Origin of the sequence: Vibrio ordalii ATCC 33509, from assembly GCA_000257205.1 — a bacterium.
GTDB lineage: Bacteria > Pseudomonadota > Gammaproteobacteria > Enterobacterales > Vibrionaceae > Vibrio > Vibrio ordalii.
Genome location: AEZC01000025.1, coordinates 1 through 22,501 on the forward strand (window position 1 = coordinate 1; position 22,501 = coordinate 22,501).

General features: G+C 45.7%; 26 protein-coding genes. 15 read left to right on the forward strand and 11 right to left on the reverse strand.

Annotated elements, in window-relative coordinates; translation table 11 throughout:
• Window positions 1-90 precede the first annotated feature (90 nt).
• The 4 genes from hslV (at window position 91) to rraA (ending at window position 3,662) form a co-directional block, all read left to right on the forward strand.
• Entirely contained in the window at window positions 91-657 is a 567-nt protein-coding gene (gene hslV / locus VOR_RS0101815) for an ATP-dependent protease subunit HslV (RefSeq protein ID WP_010317615.1), read from the forward strand.
• Between the two features lie 35 nt (window positions 658-692).
• The gene (hslU, locus tag VOR_RS0101820) at window positions 693-2,024 is read left to right on the forward strand and encodes an ATP-dependent protease ATPase subunit HslU (protein WP_010317616.1); all 1,332 of its coding nucleotides are present in this window, start codon (window positions 693-695) and stop codon (window positions 2,022-2,024) included.
• 122 nt (window positions 2,025-2,146) lie between these two features.
• A complete protein-coding gene (locus tag VOR_RS0101825) occupies window positions 2,147-3,064 on the forward strand; it encodes a 1,4-dihydroxy-2-naphthoate polyprenyltransferase (RefSeq protein ID WP_010317617.1) in 918 nt (305 codons plus the stop codon).
• Window positions 3,065-3,140: 76 nt separating this feature from the next.
• Window positions 3,141-3,662, forward strand: coding sequence for a ribonuclease E activity regulator RraA (gene rraA / locus VOR_RS0101830; RefSeq protein WP_010317620.1), 522 nt, complete (start codon window positions 3,141-3,143; stop codon window positions 3,660-3,662).
• 121 nt (window positions 3,663-3,783) lie between these two features.
• On the opposite strand, the gene VOR_RS0101835 is transcribed toward rraA, so the two are convergent.
• Both VOR_RS0101835 and tpiA read right to left on the reverse strand, forming a co-directional pair.
• Window positions 3,784-5,121: an MATE family efflux transporter gene (locus VOR_RS0101835; RefSeq protein WP_010317622.1), complete on the reverse strand. Its 1,338-nt coding sequence runs from the start codon at window positions 5,119-5,121 to the stop codon at window positions 3,784-3,786.
• 147 nt (window positions 5,122-5,268) lie between these two features.
• Window positions 5,269-6,042 carry a triose-phosphate isomerase gene (gene tpiA / locus VOR_RS0101840; protein ID WP_010317624.1) on the reverse strand — a complete coding sequence of 258 codons (774 nt, stop codon included), beginning with the start codon at window positions 6,040-6,042 and terminating at the stop codon, window positions 5,269-5,271.
• 292 nt (window positions 6,043-6,334) lie between these two features.
• Between tpiA and VOR_RS0101845 the strand changes: the two genes are divergently transcribed.
• Window positions 6,335-6,682: a 5-carboxymethyl-2-hydroxymuconate Delta-isomerase gene (locus VOR_RS0101845; RefSeq protein ID WP_010317625.1), complete on the forward strand. Its 348-nt coding sequence runs from the start codon at window positions 6,335-6,337 to the stop codon at window positions 6,680-6,682.
• A 17-nt stretch (window positions 6,683-6,699) separates the two neighbouring features.
• On the forward strand, window positions 6,700-7,131 hold the full coding sequence (locus VOR_RS0101850) for a DUF805 domain-containing protein (protein ID WP_010317627.1): 432 nt from the start codon (window positions 6,700-6,702) through the stop codon (window positions 7,129-7,131).
• Window positions 7,132-7,204: 73 nt separating this feature from the next.
• On the opposite strand, the gene VOR_RS0101855 is transcribed toward VOR_RS0101850, so the two are convergent.
• A complete protein-coding gene (locus VOR_RS0101855; protein WP_010317630.1) occupies window positions 7,205-7,543 on the reverse strand; it encodes a DUF3135 domain-containing protein in 339 nt (112 codons plus the stop codon).
• Between the two features lie 111 nt (window positions 7,544-7,654).
• The gene (locus VOR_RS0101860; protein ID WP_010317632.1) at window positions 7,655-8,284 is read right to left on the reverse strand and encodes a helix-turn-helix transcriptional regulator; all 630 of its coding nucleotides are present in this window, start codon (window positions 8,282-8,284) and stop codon (window positions 7,655-7,657) included.
• Window positions 8,285-8,536: 252 nt separating this feature from the next.
• On the opposite strand from VOR_RS0101860, the gene VOR_RS0101865 reads away from it, so the two are divergent.
• From VOR_RS0101865 to VOR_RS0101875, 3 genes are all read left to right on the forward strand, one after another.
• Entirely contained in the window at window positions 8,537-8,827 is a 291-nt protein-coding gene (locus tag VOR_RS0101865; RefSeq protein WP_010317634.1) for a co-chaperone GroES, read from the forward strand.
• A 69-nt stretch (window positions 8,828-8,896) separates the two neighbouring features.
• Window positions 8,897-10,531, forward strand: a complete 1,635-nt coding sequence (gene groL / locus VOR_RS0101870; protein WP_010317635.1) for a chaperonin GroEL — start codon at window positions 8,897-8,899, stop codon at window positions 10,529-10,531.
• A gap of 190 nt (window positions 10,532-10,721) precedes the next feature.
• A complete protein-coding gene (locus VOR_RS0101875; protein WP_010317636.1) occupies window positions 10,722-11,279 on the forward strand; it encodes a VC2662 family protein in 558 nt (185 codons plus the stop codon).
• Window positions 11,280-11,325: 46 nt separating this feature from the next.
• Here the strand turns inward: VOR_RS0101875 and VOR_RS0101880 are convergent, their stop codons facing one another.
• Together VOR_RS0101880 and epmB are read right to left on the reverse strand one after the other, a co-directional pair.
• Entirely contained in the window at window positions 11,326-11,799 is a 474-nt protein-coding gene (locus VOR_RS0101880; RefSeq protein WP_010317637.1) for an MgtC/SapB family protein, read from the reverse strand.
• Between the two features lie 73 nt (window positions 11,800-11,872).
• Window positions 11,873-12,895, reverse strand: coding sequence for an EF-P beta-lysylation protein EpmB (epmB, locus tag VOR_RS0101885; RefSeq protein ID WP_010317638.1), 1,023 nt, complete (start codon window positions 12,893-12,895; stop codon window positions 11,873-11,875).
• 33 nt (window positions 12,896-12,928) lie between these two features.
• Between epmB and efp the strand changes: the two genes are divergently transcribed.
• Complete coding sequence (gene efp, locus VOR_RS0101890; protein WP_010317639.1) at window positions 12,929-13,495, forward strand: elongation factor P; 567 nt, start codon at window positions 12,929-12,931, stop codon at window positions 13,493-13,495.
• A 139-nt stretch (window positions 13,496-13,634) separates the two neighbouring features.
• Here efp and frdD read toward each other — a convergent pair whose 3' ends face one another.
• Genes frdD through frdA form a run of 4 tightly spaced genes read right to left on the reverse strand, consistent with a single transcriptional unit; the run spans window position 13,635 to window position 16,983 of the window.
• Window positions 13,635-14,012 (reverse strand): fumarate reductase subunit FrdD, encoded by a 378-nt coding sequence (frdD, locus tag VOR_RS0101895; protein WP_010317640.1) that lies wholly within the window; start codon window positions 14,010-14,012, stop codon window positions 13,635-13,637.
• 12 nt (window positions 14,013-14,024) lie between these two features.
• On the reverse strand, window positions 14,025-14,408 hold the full coding sequence (gene frdC, locus VOR_RS0101900; RefSeq protein WP_010317641.1) for a fumarate reductase subunit FrdC: 384 nt from the start codon (window positions 14,406-14,408) through the stop codon (window positions 14,025-14,027).
• Window positions 14,409-14,410: 2 nt separating this feature from the next.
• Window positions 14,411-15,169, reverse strand: coding sequence for a succinate dehydrogenase/fumarate reductase iron-sulfur subunit (locus VOR_RS0101905; RefSeq protein WP_010317642.1), 759 nt, complete (start codon window positions 15,167-15,169; stop codon window positions 14,411-14,413).
• A complete protein-coding gene (gene frdA / locus VOR_RS0101910; protein ID WP_010317644.1) occupies window positions 15,169-16,983 on the reverse strand; it encodes a fumarate reductase (quinol) flavoprotein subunit in 1,815 nt (604 codons plus the stop codon). Before frdA ends, VOR_RS0101905 begins: the two co-directional genes overlap by 1 nt.
• Before the next feature lie 244 nt (window positions 16,984-17,227).
• Here frdA and epmA point away from each other — a divergent pair, with 244 nt between their 5' ends.
• The 5 genes from epmA (at window position 17,228) to cysE (ending at window position 21,576) form a co-directional block, all read left to right on the forward strand.
• Window positions 17,228-18,202, forward strand: coding sequence for an elongation factor P--(R)-beta-lysine ligase (epmA, locus tag VOR_RS0101915; protein WP_029626814.1), 975 nt, complete (start codon window positions 17,228-17,230; stop codon window positions 18,200-18,202).
• A 156-nt stretch (window positions 18,203-18,358) separates the two neighbouring features.
• The gene (locus VOR_RS0101920) at window positions 18,359-18,793 is read left to right on the forward strand and encodes a rhodanese-like domain-containing protein (protein ID WP_010317649.1); all 435 of its coding nucleotides are present in this window, start codon (window positions 18,359-18,361) and stop codon (window positions 18,791-18,793) included.
• A gap of 167 nt (window positions 18,794-18,960) precedes the next feature.
• Window positions 18,961-19,428 carry a protein-export chaperone SecB gene (gene secB / locus VOR_RS0101925; RefSeq protein ID WP_010317650.1) on the forward strand — a complete coding sequence of 156 codons (468 nt, stop codon included), beginning with the start codon at window positions 18,961-18,963 and terminating at the stop codon, window positions 19,426-19,428.
• Window positions 19,429-19,609: 181 nt separating this feature from the next.
• A complete protein-coding gene (gpsA, locus tag VOR_RS0101930) occupies window positions 19,610-20,668 on the forward strand; it encodes an NAD(P)H-dependent glycerol-3-phosphate dehydrogenase (protein ID WP_162097684.1) in 1,059 nt (352 codons plus the stop codon).
• Window positions 20,669-20,754: 86 nt separating this feature from the next.
• On the forward strand, window positions 20,755-21,576 hold the full coding sequence (gene cysE / locus VOR_RS0101935) for a serine O-acetyltransferase (protein WP_010317654.1): 822 nt from the start codon (window positions 20,755-20,757) through the stop codon (window positions 21,574-21,576).
• 64 nt (window positions 21,577-21,640) lie between these two features.
• On the opposite strand, the gene VOR_RS0101940 is transcribed toward cysE, so the two are convergent.
• Window positions 21,641-22,180, reverse strand: a complete 540-nt coding sequence (locus VOR_RS0101940; RefSeq protein ID WP_010317655.1) for a PadR family transcriptional regulator — start codon at window positions 22,178-22,180, stop codon at window positions 21,641-21,643.
• Window positions 22,181-22,501 lie beyond the last annotated feature (321 nt).

Here is a 22,501-nt window from a genome sequence, read left to right on the forward strand (position 1 = left end):
GCGGTGAGTGTTTTTTGTGACTTGAAATCTTCCCCAACCATCCTCATATATTTGCTAACTCCATCGTGAAAACAAATAAGAGGTCCTGTCGTGACTACCATCGTCTCTGTACGTCGTAATAATAAAGTTGTCATCGCCGGTGACGGACAAGTATCGCTCGGTAATACCGTAATGAAAGGCAACGCGCGCAAGGTTCGCCGTCTGTACAATAATCAAGTCTTGGCAGGGTTTGCCGGTGGCACAGCCGATGCATTTACCTTGTTTGAGCGCTTTGAAAGTAAGCTGCAAATGCATCAAGGTCATCTTACTAAGGCCGCGGTTGAGCTGGCAAAAGATTGGCGTAGTGACCGAGCACTGCGTAAGCTAGAAGCGATTTTAGCGGTGGCTGATGAAACGGCATCGCTCATTATTACGGGAAATGGTGACGTCGTTCAACCAGAAAACGATCTGATTGCTATCGGTTCGGGCGGTAATTTTGCCCAAGCTGCAGCGACCGCATTATTAGAAAATACCGATTTAGATGCACGTGAAATCGCTGAAAAAGCACTGAAAATTGCCGGCGACATTTGCGTGTTTACCAACCATTTCCACACTATCGAAGAACTAGAAATACCGGCGGAATTGCTACTGCAACAAACAGTGACCACCGAAAAATAAAGACAGTGTTAGGGTAAAGAATTAAGGAAAATCTGATGTCTGAAATGACTCCACGTGAAATTGTTCACGAATTAAATCGCCATATTATTGGTCAAGATAAAGCCAAACGTTCGGTGGCGATTGCGCTGCGTAACCGCTGGCGTCGCATGCAGCTCGAAGAGAGCTTGCGCGCCGAAGTAACGCCGAAAAACATTTTGATGATTGGTCCAACAGGGGTGGGAAAAACGGAAATTGCTCGTCGTCTCGCCAAGCTTGCCAACGCACCATTCATTAAAGTGGAAGCGACCAAATTTACCGAAGTGGGTTATGTTGGTAAAGAAGTGGAAACCATCATTCGCGATTTAACCGATGTCGCGGTAAAAATGACTCACCAGCAAGCGATGGAAAAAGTGCAATTTCGCGCGCAAGAGCAAGCAGAAGAGCGCATTTTAGATGCTTTATTGCCGCCAGCTCGTGATGCTTGGGGAGAGAATGAAAAGGGCGAAGAGAGTTCTAACACTCGCCAAATCTTCCGTAAAAAGTTGCGTGAAGGAAAGCTCGACGACAAAGAGATTGAAATCAATGTCGCTGTCCCTCAAATGGGGGTTGAAATTATGGCGCCTCCGGGCATGGAAGAAATGACCAATCAGCTGCAAGGTTTGTTTCAGAACCTTGCGGGAGATACCAAGAAAAAACGCAAACTCAAAATCAAGGATGCATTTAAAGCCTTGAGCGAGGAAGAAGCAGCAAAATTGGTCAATCAGGAAGAGCTGAAAGATCAAGCTATTTTTAATGTTGAAAATAACGGCATTGTCTTTATCGATGAGATTGACAAAATCTGTAAACGCGGCGAAAGCTCAGGCCCTGATGTGTCACGTGAAGGGGTACAACGTGATTTGCTACCTTTGATTGAGGGCAGTACCGTCTCGACTAAGCACGGCATGGTTAAAACTGATCATATCCTCTTTATTACGTCGGGTGCATTTCAAGTGGCGAAGCCCTCTGATCTGATCCCCGAGTTGCAAGGTCGTTTGCCGATTCGCGTTGAGCTTGAAGCATTATCGAGCCATGACTTTAAACGTATTTTGACTGAGCCGAAAGCCTCTTTGACTGAGCAGTATATTGCGCTGATGAAGACGGAAGAGGTGAACATTGAATTCACTGAAGATGGCATCACTCAAATTGCGGAAGCCGCGTGGAAAGTGAATGAAACCACGGAAAATATCGGCGCACGTCGCCTGCATACCGTGATGGAGCGTTTGATGGATGAAATCTCATTTGATGCAACAGAAAAACCGGGCTCCTCAATGATTATCGATGCCGCCTACGTCAAGCAGCGCCTAGGTGAGTTAGTCGAGAATGAAGATTTGAGCCGCTTTATTCTTTAGCGGGTCGAATGGTCAGTACACTGTTTGTAGCCCGTCCAAAGTGACGGGCTTTTTATTGCCGTGTTATACTCGCCAACAGAACAGTATATACTGACCCCTTTTTTGAACGGCAGTGACCTTGCATGAAGAACTCGCTCCATATCTGGCTTGATGCCTCCAGGCCTAAAACGCTCCCTCTCGCGCTAGTTTCTATTTTAACGGGCAGCGCGTTAGCTTTCTCATCGGGCCATTTTTTGCTGCCAGTGGCGCTGCTTGCTCTGCTTACCGCCACTTTATTACAAATCTTATCTAACCTTGCAAATGATTATGGTGATGCGGTCAAGGGCACGGATAATGAGGCTCGCTTAGGGCCAATCAGAGCGATTCAATCCGGTGCGGTGACGCTCAATGATATGAAGCAAGCGATACTGATTAACGTCACATTGACGGTTATCTCGGGTTTGGTGTTGATCTTTTATGCACTGGATAGCGTGCAAAGTATTCTGGCTTTTGTCGGGCTGGGCGTGCTCGCTATCGTGGCCGCGATTGCTTACACGGTCGGTAACAAACCCTACGGCTATGTCGGCTTAGGTGATTTATCCGTATTCATTTTCTTTGGTTTACTTGGGGTGTCTGGAACCTATTTCTTGCATACCGGCCATGTGGAACCGAGCCTGTTCTTACCCGCGTTAGGCTGTGGCTTATTGGCGGTCGCTGTGCTCAATGTCAACAATATGCGTGATATTGAAAATGATGCAGTTTGCGGTAAAAAAACCGTTGCCGTACGTCTTGGGCAAACGCGTGCCAAGCAATATCACTTTATGCTATTGGCGGGTGCGGTGATCGCTTTTGCTTGGTATTTAGTGATGCAAAGCAGCCCAATGTGGATTAGTTTTCCTTTTTTATTGAGTATTGTGGTGGTGGTAAAGCATGGTAAAGCGGTGTGGGTGAGTGATCAACCTGCGCAGATAGCGCCTATGATGCCTGCCATCGTCAAATGCTCACTGATCACCAACTTGTTATTTGTTGGAATTGTTATAGCTCAAACTCTGACGAGTTAATCGTCGCTTGTCATTGCAATGACTTAATGAGCCTATATACTCGATGAAGATAATTTTCGGCAAGAGAAGAACCATTATGGAATACAACACCTCTGCGTTATGTGATATTTATCTCGACCAAGTTGATGTAGTGGAGCCAATGTTTAGTAACTTTGGTGGAATCGCATCCTTTGCTGGCCAGCTTACGACGATTAAATGTTTTGAAGATAATGGCTTAATCCGCGAAGTACTAGAGCAGGATGGGCTAGGACGGGTGCTGTTAATTGATGGTGGTGGTTCACTGCGCCGCGCGTTAATTGATGCAGAATTGGCCGCTCTTGCTGAAGAAAATGAGTGGGAAGGCGTGGTCGTTTACGGTTGTGTCCGCGAAGTGGATGAACTGGAAGAGATGAGCATTGGTATCCAAGCCTTAGCGTCTATTCCTGTTGGTGCTTCTACACAAGGTATCGGTGAGGTTGATGTTGCGGTGAATTTCGGTAGCGTTACATTCCTACCTGAAGATTATCTCTATGCTGACAACACTGGCATTATTTTGTCGCAAGAGCCTTTAAATGTGGTTATGGACTTAGATGATGACCTTGACGAGATTGAAGAGTAGTTTCTCGCGCTGAAAGGCGATGCTTCTAAGTTATGATTCTTCTAAGTAAAAAAGCCAGCATGAATGCTGGCTTTTTTATATTTAGTTCACCACAACGTACTCAACCAGATAAATGGTAGTACTAGAGAAACGGGTAAGTTCGTTTTAGACGCAGGGCGTAGTAATAACCCAGCACTCCACCTAAGGTATTGCCTGCGGCAATCCCGATAAACAGCCCTTCGACATCATAGAGATACGAACCTAACCATGCAGCCGGAAGGGTGAATATAAATAGTCGCATCACGCTCCACTGAAAAGCACGAATGGGTTGATGAAGTGCGTTCAGCCCAGAGATAAGCATCATCACAATGCCTTGAAAGCCATAGCTCAGTGGCACCACCAGCAAATAGTGCCACAATAGTTCGCGCACTGAGGGCTCTTGAGAAAATAGGGCTGATAAAGGGATGCTCAGCGGTACCATCATCGCAAAAATCATCAATTGAAATACGATAGAAAAACGCATGCTGAGGAACAGAGCGGCAAAGCTACGCTCAATGTTTTTGGCGCCGATGTTTTGTGCCATAAAGGGAGTCAGTGCTGAGGTTAGTGACATCAAGACTAAAATGAGTATCGACTCAATACGCTGTGCGGCGCCGTAAGCGGCCACGGCAGCGGTGCCATGGCTTGCCAACATCATCATCAATAGTGCGCCAGAGAGTGGGTTCATTGCATTGGAGAGTGCCGCAGGTGTACCTACTTTTAAGATTTGCTGCCAGTCATGCCATAAAGTAGGAAAATACGGCCATGCCAATAATTTTTCTCTTTTGATTAAGACATATAGCGATCCGCACAGTGCGCCTAACCAACTGAATGCACTGGCAATCGCTGCACCTTGCATCCCTAACCCGGGGAAAGGGCCATAACCAAAAATCAACAGTGGATCGAGCAGGCCGTTAATACAACCAGCAAGCATCATAATTTTAGCTGGTGTTTTGGTGTCACCTGTGGCTCGAATTGCGCTGTTACCCGCCATGGGAATAACGAGCAAAGGAATGGTCAAATACCAAACCTGCATGTATTGCTCAATCAACGGGATTAAATCGTCAGTGGCACCAAGCAGTAGTAAGAGTGGCTTAATGGTCAGCAAACCCAGAATTGAAGCGAGAGTCACCAGCACCACAGCCAGCAACACGCCGTGACTAGAAAAACGCGCCGCATTTTTAGCGTCACCTTGACCGAGTAAGTGGCCAATACTGGTTGAGAGCCCAATGCCAATGCCCATGGTGATGCAGTTGATTGCAAAGGTGACGGGAAAAGTAAAACTGATGGCGGCAAGCGCCTTGGTTCCTAACAGCGAGATAAAGAAAGTATCGACTAGGTTAAACATCAAGATCGCGATCAAACCAAAAATCATTGGGATCGTCATTTGTTGGAGCACATTGGGAATCGGGGCCGTTAATAGGCCGTGTTTATCGTGCATCACGGGTAACGTAGGCTAAGCAAAACGTTAGGATACTTGATTCTAGCGATCGCGACTATAGCCGTAGGATGTGAAGAGTCGCGTCAGTTAAGAAAACAAAAAGGCCAGCAAATGCTGACCTTGCTTAATGATAACTAGCGTGAATAATTACGCTTTTTTCGCTTCAGCTGCTGCTTTTGCGATAGCTGCAAAGCTTTTCGCATCAAGCGCCGCACCGCCCACTAGAGCACCATCGATGTCTGGTTGTGCAAAGTAAGCTGCTGCATTTTCAGGTTTTACAGAACCGCCGTATTGGATAACAACGTTCTTCGCGACGGCTTCTGATTTTGCAGCAATGTGCGCGCGAATGGCGGCATGAATGCGCTGTGCATCATCTGCTGTTGCTGCTTTACCTGTGCCGATCGCCCAGATTGGTTCGTAAGCGATGATCGCACCTTCTAGCGCTTCAACACCTTGAGTGTTGATCACAGCGTCAAGTTGACGTGCACACACGGCTACTGTTTCGCCAGCTTCGTTTTGCGCTTCAGATTCACCGATACAAAGTACTGGTGTTAGGCCATTTTCTTTAAGAAATGCAAATTTTTGCGCGACAAATTCATCGGATTCGTTGTGGTATTCACGACGCTCAGAGTGACCAATGATGATGTGAGTTGCACCGAATTCTTTCAGCATTGCTGGAGACATATCGCCAGTGAATGCGCCACTGTTGTGTACGTCGCTGTTTTGGGCACCCAGAATGATCGCGCTACCCGCATCTGTTAGTGTGCGTTCTGCTAGGTCAATAAAAAGTGCTGGTGGAGCAACGGCCACATCAACACCCTTTACGCCTTCAAGCTCTGTATTCAGACCATTTAGCAGCTCAACAACCATCTCTTTGCTGCCGTTTAGTTTCCAGTTACCCATAACTACAGGATGACGCATAGGAATATCTCCATTATCTATCAAAGTTAAAATGAATGAATGTCAAAAATAAACGTGATTGCGAAAGAATATAACAGATAAAATCGGTCAGATCATGATTCGAGTCATGACTTTATGGGATCTTCAGCAATGCTTGACACCCCTTATCAGTGATCAGATAGACAGAATAGCCGATAATGGCTCGGATTTTATGAGATTAATTGCTATTAGTGGCTGTTAAAAGAAAATCTAGTGATACCAATAAGGCTCACCAGTGTTGAAATTTGATCATGAATGAAGAAAAGGAATTCGTATGCCCAACCTTGTTATGGAATACTCGAACTCTGTGGATGAACGTGTGAATGTTCAAGGGTTATTGGAAGATCTTCACCAAGTCGCACTTCGCTGCGGATTATTTGACGCTGACTCAGTGAAATCACGGGCGCTACGCTGCCACCATTGGTGCATTGGTGAAGAGGGCGACAGTGTTGATTTTATTCATCTCAGCTTTGATTTACTGTCAGGGCGGACACCGGAACAAAAAAGAGAGTTGTCACGTCAATTAATGGCGGTATTGCAACAGCAAGCGAGTCAAGTCAAGAGTCTGACCGTGAATGTGCGTGATATGGATAAAGATTGCTTCCAAAAGGTTGTAAATTAACCATTTTAGGTAACAAAATGTTGATTAAAGAACGGCTATTTTCATTTCAAGGACGCATCGGGCGTAAAGTATTTTGGATGTGGAATCTCTGTTATTACGCATCTATTATGGGCTTCGCATTCGCTGCAAACCAAATGTTTCCCGCCTATGCGCACCTGATCTTGCCGCTGTTTTTGCTAGTGGTGTTATTGCCTGATTTGGCCATCACGGTAAAACGTTGGCATGACAGAGATAAATCTGCGTGGTGGTTATTGCTTAATGTCCCCTTGGTGATAGGCCGTATGAGTATACCTTTTGCCAGTGCCGAGATCGCCACTCAAGCCAGTATAGTAGAGTCATTAGTCTCATTGGTCGCACTAGTTTGTGGCTCATGGATTTTGATCGAATGTGGCTTTATGAAAGGAACGCAAGGCCGCAATCGCTACGGGCCTGAACTTGAGCAAACTTAATAGAAAAAAATTGATAAAAAAACAACAGGAGGCATTGGCCTCCTGTTGTTTTAAAAAGCTTTAAATAGCGAGGTTAACGCCAATCGTTGTGACGTGGCACAAATGGAATGATGGTTGCGCTTGGTTGAGTGCGCGCCGATTTGCCATCTAAGGCATTTCTAAATTTCATCATTTGCTCAGCGAGCTCACGCATTAATATCACATTGGTGTGAACGGGGTTTTTACATTTGCTTACTACTAGATCAATGTGACTTTGCTGAGCCCATAATCTGTCTTGCATATTGTTGGAAGAGGAGAGGATCATCTCTTCACAGATATCTTTTTTCAGTTGCGTAAAGGCATCTGGATTATGCTTGGCAAGTTCAACCAACTCATCAAAAGAAGGTAAGGCCTGTTTTTGAGGGGGCTCCATATCTCTCTCCTTTACACCATTTTTCTGTTGATTATTTTATCAACACAATAAGAGCATAACCGATCAATAGAGGTTGAAGAGGTTGAGTTGGAACGAAATCGCCATTTCTTATTATTGAGATAATATTAGCGGGGTGATTTGATAGCGACAACGGCGCTCACCTACAATGATGTGTTCGCTTCGTTCAACCACGTATTGTTCACCGATCAACGTTTGGAAAATATTAAGTTCAGATTGGCACAAGTTGGGGCAACGCGTTGCCGCCTTACAGATAGGGCAATGGTTCTCAATTAAAGTGTAGCCGTTCGCTGATGGAATGAGCTCTGCCATATAGCCTTCTTGCTCACGAAGCGTCACTAGCTTGGCTAGTTTTTCTTCTAAACTGTGGCAATCAATTAATGCGTGTTGATACTGTGCTAGTGTGTGAGCTTCACGCTCTGCCGCCACTTTGGCTAGCCCTTCTTTACCAAAAAGGTGCTCAACGGCATCAATCACTTGGATGATCAATTCGCCATGCCGATCAGCAAATTGGTCGTGGCCCTGCTGCGTCAAAGACCAATGCCGAGTAGGGCGTCCGACTTTAACTTTGACATCATGAAAGGCCACAATGCCATCATCTTCCAAACTTTGTAGGTGCTGGCGCGCTCCCATGGTGGTGATTCCTAGGCCGTCTGCCAGTTGTTTGGCGGTTACCGCTCCGTCACGTTTAATGGTTTGAAGTATTCGGTCAATGGTTTTCATCGCATTCCTCTGTTTGCCTTATCTATTATGAAGAAGCAGCTTAATAAAGCAAATTATTGACTATACAGGATAGAAGAAGAGCGACTTTAGCCAACGCCGAGCGAAGATTCGCTATCAATTCGTTAAATGGATCACAAAATTTTCGCTTTCCCCCCTTGGGATCCCCTGCTTGCTCCCCCACATATCACTCACAAGCTGAGTAATCAGCCTTTTCATAAACCTAACGGAAAATCTAATCAGGAGAGACGACCGATGAACATTCGTCCATTACACGACCGAGTTATCGTTGAACGCCAGGAAGTTGAATCTAAATCTGCTGGTGGCATTGTTCTAACAGGTTCCGCTGCAGAGAAATCAACTCGCGGCGTCATCTTAGCAGTAGGTAAAGGCCGAATCCTTGAAAATGGTTCGGTACAACCGCTGGATGTCAAAGTGGGTGATACGGTTATTTTTGCAGAAAGCTACGGTACTAAAACGGAAAAAATCGACGGTAAAGAAGTGCTCATTATGTCTGAAAACGACATCATGGCGATTGTCGAGTAAGCATTGAGTAATTTTTGCTCTGATTCAAAAACGATTGATTAAAACAGAATTTAGAAAAGGAAATTAAAGATGGCTGCTAAAGACGTTAAATTTGGTAACGATGCACGTATTAAAATGCTAGAAGGCGTTAATGTTCTAGCCGATGCAGTAAAAGTCACCCTTGGCCCTAAAGGCCGTAATGTTGTGATAGATAAATCGTTTGGTTCACCTATTATCACCAAAGATGGTGTCACTGTTGCGCGTGAAATTGAACTGGAAGACAAATTCCAGAACATGGGTGCACAAATGGTGAAAGAAGTTGCTTCTCAAGCTAACGATGCTGCGGGTGACGGAACGACAACCGCAACGGTATTAGCACAAGCGATCATTACTGAAGGCTTGAAAGCGGTAGCGGCAGGCATGAACCCAATGGATCTTAAGCGTGGCATCGACAAAGCTGTCGTGGCGGCGGTTGAAGCATTGAAAGAGCTTTCAGTACCTTGTTCAGACACTAAAGCGATTGCGCAAGTGGGTACTATTTCTGCGAACTCGGATTCAAGCGTAGGTAACATCATTGCTGAAGCGATGGAAAAAGTGGGCCGTGATGGCGTGATCACAGTGGAAGAGGGACAAGGACTTCAAGATGAACTTGATGTCGTGGAAGGTATGCAGTTTGACCGTGGTTACCTATCTCCTTACTTCATTAACAACCAAGAAGCGGGCAGTGTTGATCTAGATAGCCCATTCATCCTATTGGTTGATAAGAAAATTTCTAACATTCGCGAATTGCTTCCAGCTCTTGAATCAGTAGCAAAAGCTTCTCGTCCGCTATTGATCGTTGCAGAAGATGTTGAAGGTGAAGCGTTGGCGACACTGGTTGTAAACAACATGCGTGGCATTGTAAAAGTGGCTGCTGTGAAAGCTCCTGGTTTTGGTGATCGCCGTAAAGCGATGCTACAAGACATTGCTACCCTAACGGGCGGTACTGTGATTTCTGAAGAGATCGGCCTTGAGCTTGAAAAAGTGACACTAGAAGATTTTGGCCAAGCGAAACGTATCTCTATCACTAAAGAAAACACCACCATCATTGATGGTGCAGGTGAAGAGCAAGCCATTAAAGGCCGCGCTGCACAAATTCGTCAACAAATTGAAGATGCAACTTCAGATTACGACAAAGAAAAACTACAAGAGCGCGTGGCCAAACTGGCAGGTGGCGTTGCAGTGATCAAAGTCGGTGCAACCACTGAAGTAGAAATGAAAGAGAAGAAAGATCGCGTAGAAGATGCATTGCATGCAACTCGAGCTGCTGTTGAAGAAGGTGTTGTTGCGGGTGGTGGCGTTGCACTGATCCGTGCTGCTTCTAAAGTGGTTGGTCTTGAAGGTGATAACGAAGAGCAAAACGTAGGTATTCGAGTTGCACTGCGTGCGATGGAAGCACCAATTCGTCAAATCACCAAAAACGCAGGTGATGAAGAGTCAGTCGTTGCTAATAATGTACGTGCGGGCGAGGGTAACTATGGTTACAACGCGGCAACGGGCGAATATGGTGACATGATCGAAATGGGTATTTTGGATCCAACTAAAGTGACTCGTAGTGCGCTACAGTTCGCAGCTTCAGTTGCGGGCCTTATGATCACTACCGAAGCTATGGTGACTGATCTACCGAAGAAAGAAGCGGCAATGCCTGATATGGGCGGCATGGGCGGTATGGGCGGTATGATGTAGTTATCACCTCTGAATAAGAAACCGGAGCTTGTCTCCGGTTTTTTTTCGCATAATTAGCTCAATTCTGACGCTTGAGCTATCTGATTCTTCTATACTTTCTGCTTTCACAGAGCACAATTTAGTAATAATGTGAGTGAAATGGCGTAAACACACCAAATATTAACCGTTTCATTGGTCAATGGAGATCTTTATGAAAAAAGTACTTTCAGCACTAGCCGTAGCGGCTGCGCTATCTTCTTCTGTCGTGATGGCTGGTACTCCAGTTATGTTCTCTTCTATCGATAACTTCAATGCGCCGGATGAAAATGCGGTATCAGGTGTTCGTGTTGCGGCTCTTTACGGTAAAGTGAATGAAGTTAAAGGCTTAGATCTCGCCGTTGTTGGATTATCTGAAACGAACTCTACGACGGGTGTCAATTTAGGCCTTTTAGGTGCATCGAAAGTCAACCAAGAGATGACTGGTGCATCGTTGGGTCTTTTAAACTGGAACACAGGCAATACTTATGGCGCTAACTTGGGTATAGTGAATCTGACCAACAATGTACAAGGTGCTAACGTCAGTCTAGTGAACTACTCTGAAGGTAATACCATGGTTGATGTTGGTGCGGCCAACTTTTCTGATACATCAACAGTGCAAGTGGGTTTGTTCAACAAAACCACAAAAATTGAAGGTGTTCAAGTTGGTCTAATTAACTGTGCAGATAACGGTTTCTTTAAGTGTTTTCCTATCATTAACTTTGCTAAGTGATCGGTGACTGAAACTAAACCCCCCGCCTTGGGCGGGGGTGATTGAATTATGTACGACGCCTAAAGCGTTGATGAACACCACGACGCAAACTTTGAAAGCTATTTTCTACCTTATCCACGCCGTACAACACACACAATGCCAATACTGTAATAATCACGGACTGCTGTAAGTAGCCAAGTCCAATCATCAAGCCCAGTGACGCCAGTACCCAAATAACAGCGGCTGAGGTGACGCCATGGATTTTTCCATCTTGAGTCATCATCACGCCTGCGCCTAAAAAACCAACCCCAGTAATAATTTGTCCAAGCACGCGGGCTTGATCCAAGGTGTTTGGGGACAGTGATACGGCCATCGAGAGGAAGAAATAAGTTCCTGCTATGATTAATATTGATGTGCGAATGCCTACTGGTTTACCTCGAGTTTGGCGTTCAATGCCAATCAGTAACCCATTGATAGCACAGCACAATAGTGCAGCCCAACTAAAGGGGCCAAGATCAAGAAATTGTCCGAGAGATTGCATGATGTTTTCCGAAAAATTATTAAGGTTAGAGTGTGTTGATTGATAGTAAACCGCATCTTTTGATGCACTGTTATTACTCTAAATGCAGGTCGAGCGGTGTTTTACTGGCTCTGCCACCGATTTCTCGAGTGAGTTTAGCAACAAGATAGCCCGAGACTCGCTCAATGACACCTGCCATTATTTCTTTTGCTTTTTGATCACTAACAAAAAAGTGCGCTGCGCCTTGCACTTTATCCAGCACATGCAGGTAATAAGGCAAAATTCCTGCATCAAATAAGGTTTCGCTGAGCGCGACTTGCGCGTCAACGCTATCATTGACACCTTTTAACAATACACCTTGGTTGAGTAAGGTAACATTGATGGCGCGCAGACGACTCATCTGCTGTTTGAATTCTAGATTGATTTCATTGGCATGGTTAATGTGCGTCACCAAAATGACTTGTAAGCGAGTTTCACGCAGCAGCTCACACAATGTATCGGTGATTCGAGCCGGGATCACCACGGGTAAGCGCGAGTGAATACGCAACCGTTTAATATGAGGCACGCTGCTGATTGCATCGATGAGCCAACGCAGTTCTTCATCTTTCGCCATTAACGGATCACCACCCGATAAAATGACCTCATTGAGCTCGGGATGCGCGGCAATATAGTCGACACTTTGCTGCCACACCGGCTTTGAGCCTTTATTCTCTTGGTAGGGGAAATGACGACGAAAGCAGTAACGGCAGTTAATCGCACAACCACCTTTGACTATCATTAGCACTCGGTTGCGGTATTTATGCAGCAATCCCGGAATGGCATTGTTTTGCTCATCAAGCGGATCATTTGAGTACCCATCATGCCACTCAAACTCTTCATTGAGTGGCAAAACTTGACGCAACAGGGGATCGTAAGGGTTTCCTTTTTCCATGCGATCGACAAAACTTTGTGGCACCCGTTGTGCGAAGAGTTTGCGTGCGGCAAACCCGTTTTGCCAAAGGGCAGGATCAATCTCTAACTGCTGGAGAAGATCGGCAGGGTTTGAGATCGCATTCGTTAATTGTTGAAGCCAGTTTTGCTCAACAGAATCAAGTTTTCGGGTTATTATATGCGGCATTGAATTTAACTCGAAGAATGGTAAGAGGAAAAAATGGCTACTGTTAGCACGAATGAATTTAAAGGCGGTCTCAAAATTATGCTTGATAATGAGCCTTGTGTCATTCTCGAAAATGAATATGTGAAACCAGGTAAAGGCCAAGCCTTCAACCGTGTCAAAATCCGTAAACTTCTTTCTGGCAAAGTGTTGGAAAAAACATTTAAGTCAGGTGATTCAGTAGAAACGGCTGACGTAATGGATATCGACCTTGATTATCTTTATAACGATGGCGAATTCTACCACTTTATGAACAATGAAACATTCGAGCAAATTGCGGCGGATCGTAAAGCGGTGGGTGAAAGCGCTAAATGGCTAGTGGAAAACAATACCTGCATGTTGACGCTTTGGAACGCTAACCCAATTGCGGTAACGCCACCAAACTTTGTTGAACTTGAAGTGGCTGAAACTGATCCGGGCTTGAAAGGCGATACGCAAGGTACGGGTGGTAAACCCGCTACGTTGGTCACAGGTGCTGTGGTACGTGTGCCACTGTTCATCTCTATCGGTGAAGTGATCAAAGTGGATACCCGCTCTGGTGAATATGTAGGTCGAGTCAAATAATCACCTCAAGATAAGTAAGAAGGTCGCTCGGTTAGCGGCCTTTTTTATTTTCCTACTTTTTTGTACTAAAAAACGAGAGAGAGTGCTGCAATAAAAAGAGCTGCCGAGGCAGCTCTTTGATGTCATCACGTTTCTGTCTTTAAATCATAAAGATAAAAACGACAGCGAGTGCGGAAATCAGCCCTGCAAACGCATAACAGGCGATTTTACCCACTAAACCTGTGTGGAATTTTAGGTCATGCATACCATGGTGGACACGGTGCATGGCATGCCACATCGGTAAGGCTAATGTGCCAATGATGAACAGCGCGCCGATGATGCTAGTTGCAAAACTTGAAACGCGTTCATAGCTCATTGCCTCGGCATCGATAATGCCCAATGGCGCTAAAATACCCAATACGAGAATGGTGATCGGGGTAATCATCGCAAACCATGTTCCACCAGCACCAAACAGCCCCCACCAGATAGGTTCATCAGAACGTTTTGGCGTGCGATTTACCTTATAATTGTTGTTCATGACTATAAGCTCCTACACCACGATGAGAACAATCAGTGAGATAAATGCAACCGCTGCCCACTGAGTTAAGACGATGATTTTCTTGTCGATTAGCTTACCTTTCAAGCGGATTGGCATCACTTGAGGCATCATGCTGAAGAAGGTTTGTGCATGCAGCAAACTTCCCGCCAACGCGACAATATTGATGGCGACCACAATTGGGTTCGCCATAAAGCCTAACCAGCCTTCCCATGCTTCAGGGCCTTTAACCAAGCAGCCCAAGCCAAAGGTCAGGAACAAGGTAAAGAATATCAGTGGCAGTACCGTGGCTTCACGCAACATGTAGAAGCGGTAGAATGGGTGATCTTTCCACCAAGTACGTGTCATTTCACGAACGTAAGGTTTACGGTTACTCATCCTTATGCCTCCACTTTCTTTGGTGAACCGTCAGGTTTTAGCATGGCAATCACGAAGTCCATTGAAGACTCAACTTTACCTTGGTTGACGGCTGCCGCTGGATCAACGTGTTTTGGACACACTTCAGAGCAATAACCAACAAAGGTACAACCCCAAGCGCCGTTGTCACCATTGATAAGCTTCATACGCTCGGCTTTACCATGGTCACGGCTATCTAAGTTGTAGCGATGAGCAAGGGTTAATGCCGCAGGGCCAATAAACTCAGGGTTCAAACCAAACTGAGGGCAGGCCGCGTAGCAAAGACCGCAGTTAATACAACCAGCAAATTGTTTGTATTTGGCCATTTGCTCTGGCGTTTGTAAGTTGGTGCCATCTTCAGGTTTGCGATCGTTGCCAATGATGTAGGGTTTAATGGCTTCAAGACGCTCGATAAACGAAGTCATATCCACGATCAAATCTTTTTCAATTGGGAAGTTGGCTAAAGGTTCAATTTTCACGCCATTAGGGTAATCGCGCAGGAAGCTTTTACAAGCCAATTTAGGTACGCCATTGACCATTACACCACACGAACCGCAGATCGCCATACGGCAAGACCAGCGATAAGAGAGATCCTTATCGAGGTTATCTTTGATGTAGCCTATCGCATCGAGCACTGACATGGTGTCATCAAAGGGAACTTCAAACGCTTGCAGGCGTGGCTTAGCATCTTTTTCTGGGTCGTAGCGCAAAATGTCTACTTTTTGAATGCGATTTGCTGACATTATTTTTGCTCCTCTGCGCTTTTCTCTGCTGCGGCTTTTTCCGCGGCAGCAGCCTGCTCTGCCGCTTCACCATAGAGACGAGCTTTCGGCTGAGACTTCGTGATCTTAACCGCGCTGTAGTCGATACTTGGAGCGGCATCCGGTTGATAGAAAGCCAAAGAGTGTTTGAGGTAGTTCACATCATCACGCTCAGTACAACCTTCATCTAAACGCTGATGCGCACCGCGAGATTCTTTACGCAAGATAGCCGAGTGAGCCATAGCTTCAGCCACTTCAAGGCCATAACCGACTTCGATAGCGTACAGAAGGTCGGTGTTGAACACTTTGCCTTTATCTTTAATGCTAATGTTCTTGTAGCGTGCTTTTAGCTCGGTGATTTTATCAATCGTCGCTTGCATTAAATCTTCTTGGCGGTAGATACCACAACCCGCTTCCATGGTGTGACCCATTTCAGTGCGAATGGTGGCCCAGTTTTCATCACCTTCTTGGTTCATTAACGTTGCAATACGCTCTTCTACGGCTTTGACTTGTTTGGCGATAGATTCATCGTTCCAGCCTTTGAATTCCGATGCGCGTTTCACTGCATTTTCACCGGCAACGCGGCCAAAGACCACAAATTCAGCTAACGAGTTAGAACCCAAACGGTTTGCACCATGCAAGCCAACCGAGGCACATTCGCCGACCGCAAACAGACCTTTGATGCGCGTTTCACACTGTCCGTCCGTTTCGATACCACCCATGGTGTAGTGTACGGTTGGACGAATTGGGATCGGCTCTTTTGCTGGATCAACGTTGACGTAAGCTTTCGCCAATTCGCAGATAAACGGCAAACGCTCTTGTAAGTACTCTTCACCGAGGTGGCGAAGATCAAGCAGCACCACATCACCAAGCGGATGTTTGATGGTGTTGCCTTTCTGTTGTTCATGCCAGAAAGCTTGAGAAACTTTGTCGCGAGGACCGAGTTCCATGTATTTGTTTTTAGGCTGCCCTACCGGAGTTTCTGGGCCCATACCGTAATCTTGCAGATAACGATAGCCATTTTTATTGACGATAATACCACCTTCACCGCGGCAGCCTTCCGTCATCAAAATCCCCGTGCCAGGTAGGCCAGTTGGGTGGTATTGCACGAACTCCATATCGCGTAGAGGGACGCCATGACGATAAGCCATCGCCATACCATCGCCAGTTACAATGCCGCCGTTGGTGTTGCAGTGATACACACGGCCCGCGCCACCAGTGGCTAACACCACAGATTTTGCTTTGATGGTTACTAGTTCACCTTCGGACATATGAATCGCGATAAGCCCTTGCACTTCGCCATCTTCAACAAGCAGATCCACCACAAAATACTCATCAAATCGATTGATTTGTGGGTACTTCATTGAAGTTTGGAAGAGAGTGTGCAGCATGTGGAAGCCTGTTTTGTCGGCGGCAAACCAAGTGCGTTCGACCTTCATTCCACCAAAACGGCGCACGTTGACTTCGCCATTTTCTTTACGGCTCCATGGGCAACCCCACTGTTCCATTTGCACCATCTCGCGGGTCGAGTTGGCCACAAAATATTCAACAACATCCTGTTCACATAGCCAATCACCCCCACCAACGGTATCGTTGAAGTGGTTGTCGAGACTATCTTCTTCCTTGATAACTGCTGCTGAGCCTCCTTCCGCTGCAACCGTATGAGATCGCATAGGATAAACTTTAGAAATCAGAGCGACTTCTAAATCAGGATTTGCTTCAGCGGCTGCAATTGCAGTGCGAAGACCAGCGCCGCCTGCGCCGATGACTGCGATATCTGTGGTGATAATTTGCACAGTTATCCTCCAGTGTGTGATGCGGAAAATCCGCTTGTTATAGTTAAAGGTTCGTAAGCCTCAAGAGGTACACCCAGTGTAGAAGAGCTGGGTAAAGAAAAAATTGATTCTGTTAGGTTTTTGCTTCGGAAATGCAAGTGCAAGCATACTTATTTTTCTTTGTGTGATAATAATCACGTTAGAATTTGGAATTACGCTTTAAGTCAGTAAAATTCATATCATCCAAACTTATGTGTGCCAGAACATGAATAGAAAAAACTGGATGCCAACCGCATCAATATCACAACTCAAACAGCGTGCTCAGTTACTCAAGCAGATCCGTCATTTCTTTGAACTACGAGATGTATTGGAAGTCGACACACCAGCCATGAGTCATGCCACGGTAACCGACATTCATTTGCAAACCTTCCAAACCCAGTTTGTTGGCCCAGGCTATGCTGATGGCCGTCAACTCTATTTAATGACTAGCCCAGAGTTTCATATGAAACGACTTTTGGCGGCGGGGAGTGGTTCGATTTATCAGATCAATAAAGCGTTTCGCAACGAGGAAAATGGCCGCTATCACAACCCAGAATTTACGATGTTAGAGTGGTATCGGGTTGGTTTTACTCACCATGATTTAATGGATGAGATGGATCAATTGCTGCAACTTATTTTGCGGTGTGGAGCGGCGCAGAAGATGAGTTACCAACAAGCATTTTTGCAGGTACTTGGAGTTTGTCCGTTAGAAGGCTCAATGAACGAGTTAAAAGCGGCTGCGAGCCGATTAGGTCTAAGTGACATTGCTGAGCCAGAAGAGGATAGAGATACCTTACTGCAACTGCTATTTAGTGTCGGTGTTGAGGCGGAAATTGGTCAACAGGTACCCGTTTTTGTTTACGATTTTCCTGCATCACAAGCGGCACTAGCTAAGATTAACCGGCAAGATCATCGTGTTGCGGATCGCTTTGAGGTCTACTTCAAAGGGATTGAACTTGCGAATGGTTTTCATGAGCTGGACAACCCACAAGAGCAACTGGCTCGTTTTGAAGCGGATAACCAAAAGCGAAAAACGATGGGGCTGGTCGAACAGCCGATTGACTACCACTTGATAGCAGCATTAGAGGCTGGCTTGCCTGAATGTTCGGGAGTGGCGCTTGGTATTGATCGCTTGATTATGCTGGCGTTAGGCCAAGATCATATTGATAACGTGACGGCTTTTCCTTTTCCGATAGCTTAAGCTTTTAAGCTGATGTGGATTGCGCGCTTGCAGTGCGATGAGCGCGCTGAAAAACGGCAACAGTTTCTTATTATGCAATGTAAGCCCTCGCGTCTGGCTGACAACCTCGTTATACTCCTTGTCTGATTTTAAGCCCACATTGCAAGAGCACAGAATATGCAAGAGTACATCGAATTTTTCCAACACAATATGATTCTATCTTTGGCATGGGTAGGTATTCTCGTCGCCTTAATCATGAGCATCGTGAAATCAACCACGGCAGCCTATAAAGAGATCACCGCTTCACAAACGACGCTTTTAATGAATCGTGAAAACGGTGTGGTTGTCGATATCCGCACGAAAGATGAGTTTAAAAAAGGCCATATTACCGATGCGGTTCACATTTTGCCGTCGGATATTAAATCCGGTAACTTGGCTAGCCTTGAAAAGCATAAGTCTGACCCAATCATTGTGGTATGTAAAACGGGTCAAACCGCGCAAGAGAGTGCCAACCTGCTTGCTAAAGCTGGGTTTGAGAATGTGAATCTACTGAAAAATGGTCTTGTAGCTTGGAATGAAGCGAACTTGCCATTGGTTCGTGGCAATAAATAATTGACTGATCGCGGTTATCTTGAACTGAGTGTGCTGGCTGAAAAGCCAGCATTTGATGCTAAGAGTTGTGATGTTTTCCACGTAATCGTGAGCTCATCTAGTCATTCGAAATCAGCTCGGTTAGTCTAAAAGCAACACTGAATTTGTAAGTATTTAAGGATTTAATCATGGCTGAAGCCGCACAACAAACAGCACAACAAAATTTCGCAATTCAACGTATCTTTCTAAAAGATGTCTCTTTTGAAGCGCCAAACTCACCTGTTATGTTCCAAAAAGAGTGGAATACAGATGTGAAGTTGGATCTTGACACTCAAAGTCGTGATCTGGGTGAAGGTGTGTATGAAGTCGTATTACGCCTAACGGTGACAGTGAAAAACGCGGAAGAAATCGCGTTCTTATGCGAAGTGCAACAAGGTGGTATTTTTACTGCTGAAAAAATGGAAGCGGGCCAACTTGCTCATTGTTTAGGTGCATTCTGCCCGAACATTCTGTTCCCATATGCACGTGAAACGATTTCTAGCTTAGTTGTTAAAGGGACATTCCCACAACTTAACCTTGCACCAGTGAACTTTGATGCATTGTTTATGAACTACCTACAACAACAAGCGACTCAAGGCGAGCAAGCAGAAGCTTAATCGTTAATGACGTGAGATCATTAACGTTGGCGTTCCACGTCAGACTTTGATGATAAAAAATGCACAAAGCATCCCAGATAATGATGGTGCGTTGTGCATTTTTTGTTTATTTCGAATGCCAATACCTCCGTTCCTTGTTACTCCGTATTGAAAGCTGTATCGGAAGGAATTTAGGTATAACATGACAACACGAATAGCAATGGACGAAACAATGACAGATCCTAACAGTATTTACGGTAAAGCGATCACCATGACAGTAGTTGGTGCGGGTTCTTACGGCACATCTCTGGCGATTTCTTTAGCACGTAACGGTGCTAATGTTGTCCTTTGGGGACACGATGCTAAGCATATGGCTCGTCTTGATGCTGATCGTGCTAACCAAGAATTTTTACCCGGTATTGATTTTCCCGATTCGCTGATTGTGGAAACCGATTTGAAAAAAGCGGTACAAGCGAGCCGCGATTTGTTGGTTGTCGTTCCGAGCCACGTATTTGGCCTTGTTATGAACAGTTTAAAGCCTCACTTGCGTGATGATTCCCGTATTTGTTGGGCAACCAAAGGGCTTGAACCTGAAACGGGGCGGTTACTGATGGATGTGGCCTATGACACCATTGGCGAGCGCTATTCATTGGCGGTGTTATCTGGGCCGACTTTTGCTAAAGAGCTGGCGATGGGAATGCCTACCGCAATTTCTGTTGCCTCGCCTGACGAGCAGTTTGTCGAAGATCTGCAAGGCAAAATTCACTGCAGCAAAACTTTCCGCGTTTACGCCAATAGTGATTTTATTGGCATGCAGCTAGGTGGTGCGGTGAAAAACGTGATTGCAATTGGCGCTGGCATGTCCGATGGGATTGGCTTTGGTGCGAATGCGCGTACTGCATTGATTACGCGCGGTCTGGCCGAAATGTGCCGTTTAGGTGCGGCGTTAGGTGCTCAGCCAGAAACTTTTATGGGGATGGCTGGATTGGGTGACTTAGTGCTCACTTGTACCGATAACCAATCACGTAACCGTCGCTTTGGTTTGGCGTTGGGGCAAGGAAAAGATGTGGATACGGCGCAGCAAGAAATTGGCCAAGTGGTTGAAGGTTATCGCAACACCAAAGAGGTGTGGTTATTAGCGGCGCGCATGGAGGTTGAAATGCCAATAGTTGATCAAATCTATCAAGTGCTGTATCAAGGAAAAGATGCGCGTGTTGCAGCACAAGATTTGCTGGCTCGTGATAAAAAAGCAGAACGCTAATTCATTGCTCATGATTAGGCACAAAGCCTATTAGCAATCTACATTGACGCTCTAGAGATTGGATGAGGAAGGGTGATCAACCAACGATGAAACATTGCGAAAAACTCAAAGTGTGGCAAGCCATAGTCAAAGAGGCGCGCGAGCAGTCAGAACAAGAACCGATGCTGGCCAGTTTTTATCATGCCACTATTATTAAGCATGATAGTTTAAGCTCGGCCTTGAGCTACATTCTTGCCAATAAGCTGAATACGGCCTCAATGCCTGCGATGGCGGTGCGTGAAGTGGTCGAAGAGGCATTTGCCGCAGACCCCAGCATTATGGAAGCGGCGGCGTGTGACATCTGCGCGACTGTCAATCGCGACCCCGCGGTATCTATGTTTTCAATGCCTCTACTTTATCTCAAGGGCTACCATGCCTTACAAGGCTATCGCGTCGCGAACTGGTTATGGAAGCAAGGTCGAGTGGCGTTGGCTACCTATTTTCAAAACCAAATTTCGGTAGCTTGCCAAGTGGACATTCATCCTGCTGCACGTATTGGCCGCGGCATCATGCTTGATCATGCCACAGGCATTGTGATCGGTGAAACCGCGGTGGTGGAGAATGATGTCTCGATTTTGCAAGATGTAACGCTAGGCGGAACGGGTAAAGAGTGCGGTGATCGCCACCCGAAAATTCGTGAAGGCGTGATGATTGGCGCGGGTGCCAAAATTCTCGGTAATATTGAAGTGGGCGAAGGGGCGAAAATTGGTTCCTGTTCTGTGGTATTGCAAGCGGTGCCTCCGCACACTACCGTCGCCGGAGTGCCAGCCAAAATTGTCGGTCGCCCTCAAACCGATAAACCTTCGTTAGATATGGACCAACAATTTAATGGCCGCTCTCAAAGTTTCATTGCCGGTGATGGTATTTAATTTGGTCGTGGAAAAACAAAAGGGGTGATGCTCATTGAGCATCACCCCTTTTTTATGGTTGGCATTAAGCCATTGCATCGAGTTCAGCAAGCACTTCTTCAGCCCAATCAACCCACGCTTGGCGAACCAGTAGGTTGCGGCGTAGTGTTAGACGCTCAAGGCGCTGTAGCTTATCGAGGGTAGCTGGTGTTGCATAGTACGCAGACTCAATCTCTTTGTAGTGAGCAACCAGTTTTTTCGATTCTTCAACCAATTCACCCAGTTGAATTCGGTAAGGTGTTGCTGGTTGTACCGCGCAAGCGATCAATTTAGCGCTAAATTCATCACGTACGGTTGGGTGAGCGGTAGGTTGGTCAAACCATTCACCTAAAGCGCTGCGACCTGCATCGGTGATGGAGTAAACTTTACGATCTGGCTTGCCATCTTGCGGTTCTAATACACAAGTGACTAGGCCTTGTTGACCCATTTTATTCAGTTCGCGGTAAACTTGTTGGTGGCTGGCTTTCCAAAAATAGCCAATGCTCGAAGAGAACTCTTTTGTGATGTCGTACCCTGTGGCATCGCGAGTGCTCAAAACAGTGAGGATAACGTGTGGTAATGACATGTCTTTAATCCAAATGGTTAATAAACTCAAAAACAACTTGCTCAAACTCGTGTTGTGCTTCTGATGGCATCAATCATGAATGAGTGTAAGCAACACCCACCGTTCTATTGACGGAGTGGGTTGTGTCACCTTAAAAAGCCGTTTATCACCTAGGATTATATGCGTGACGCATATCGACCTGCGATTTGTTATGTTTGTATGCTACCGCAGAGGAGCAGTAGTATATCTAAATAATAAGCATAAAGTAGAATACTTTGTTAGTTTAGCTTAAAAAACTGATAATATGCTCAATAGTTTTTGTGATTAAAAATAAAAAGCCGC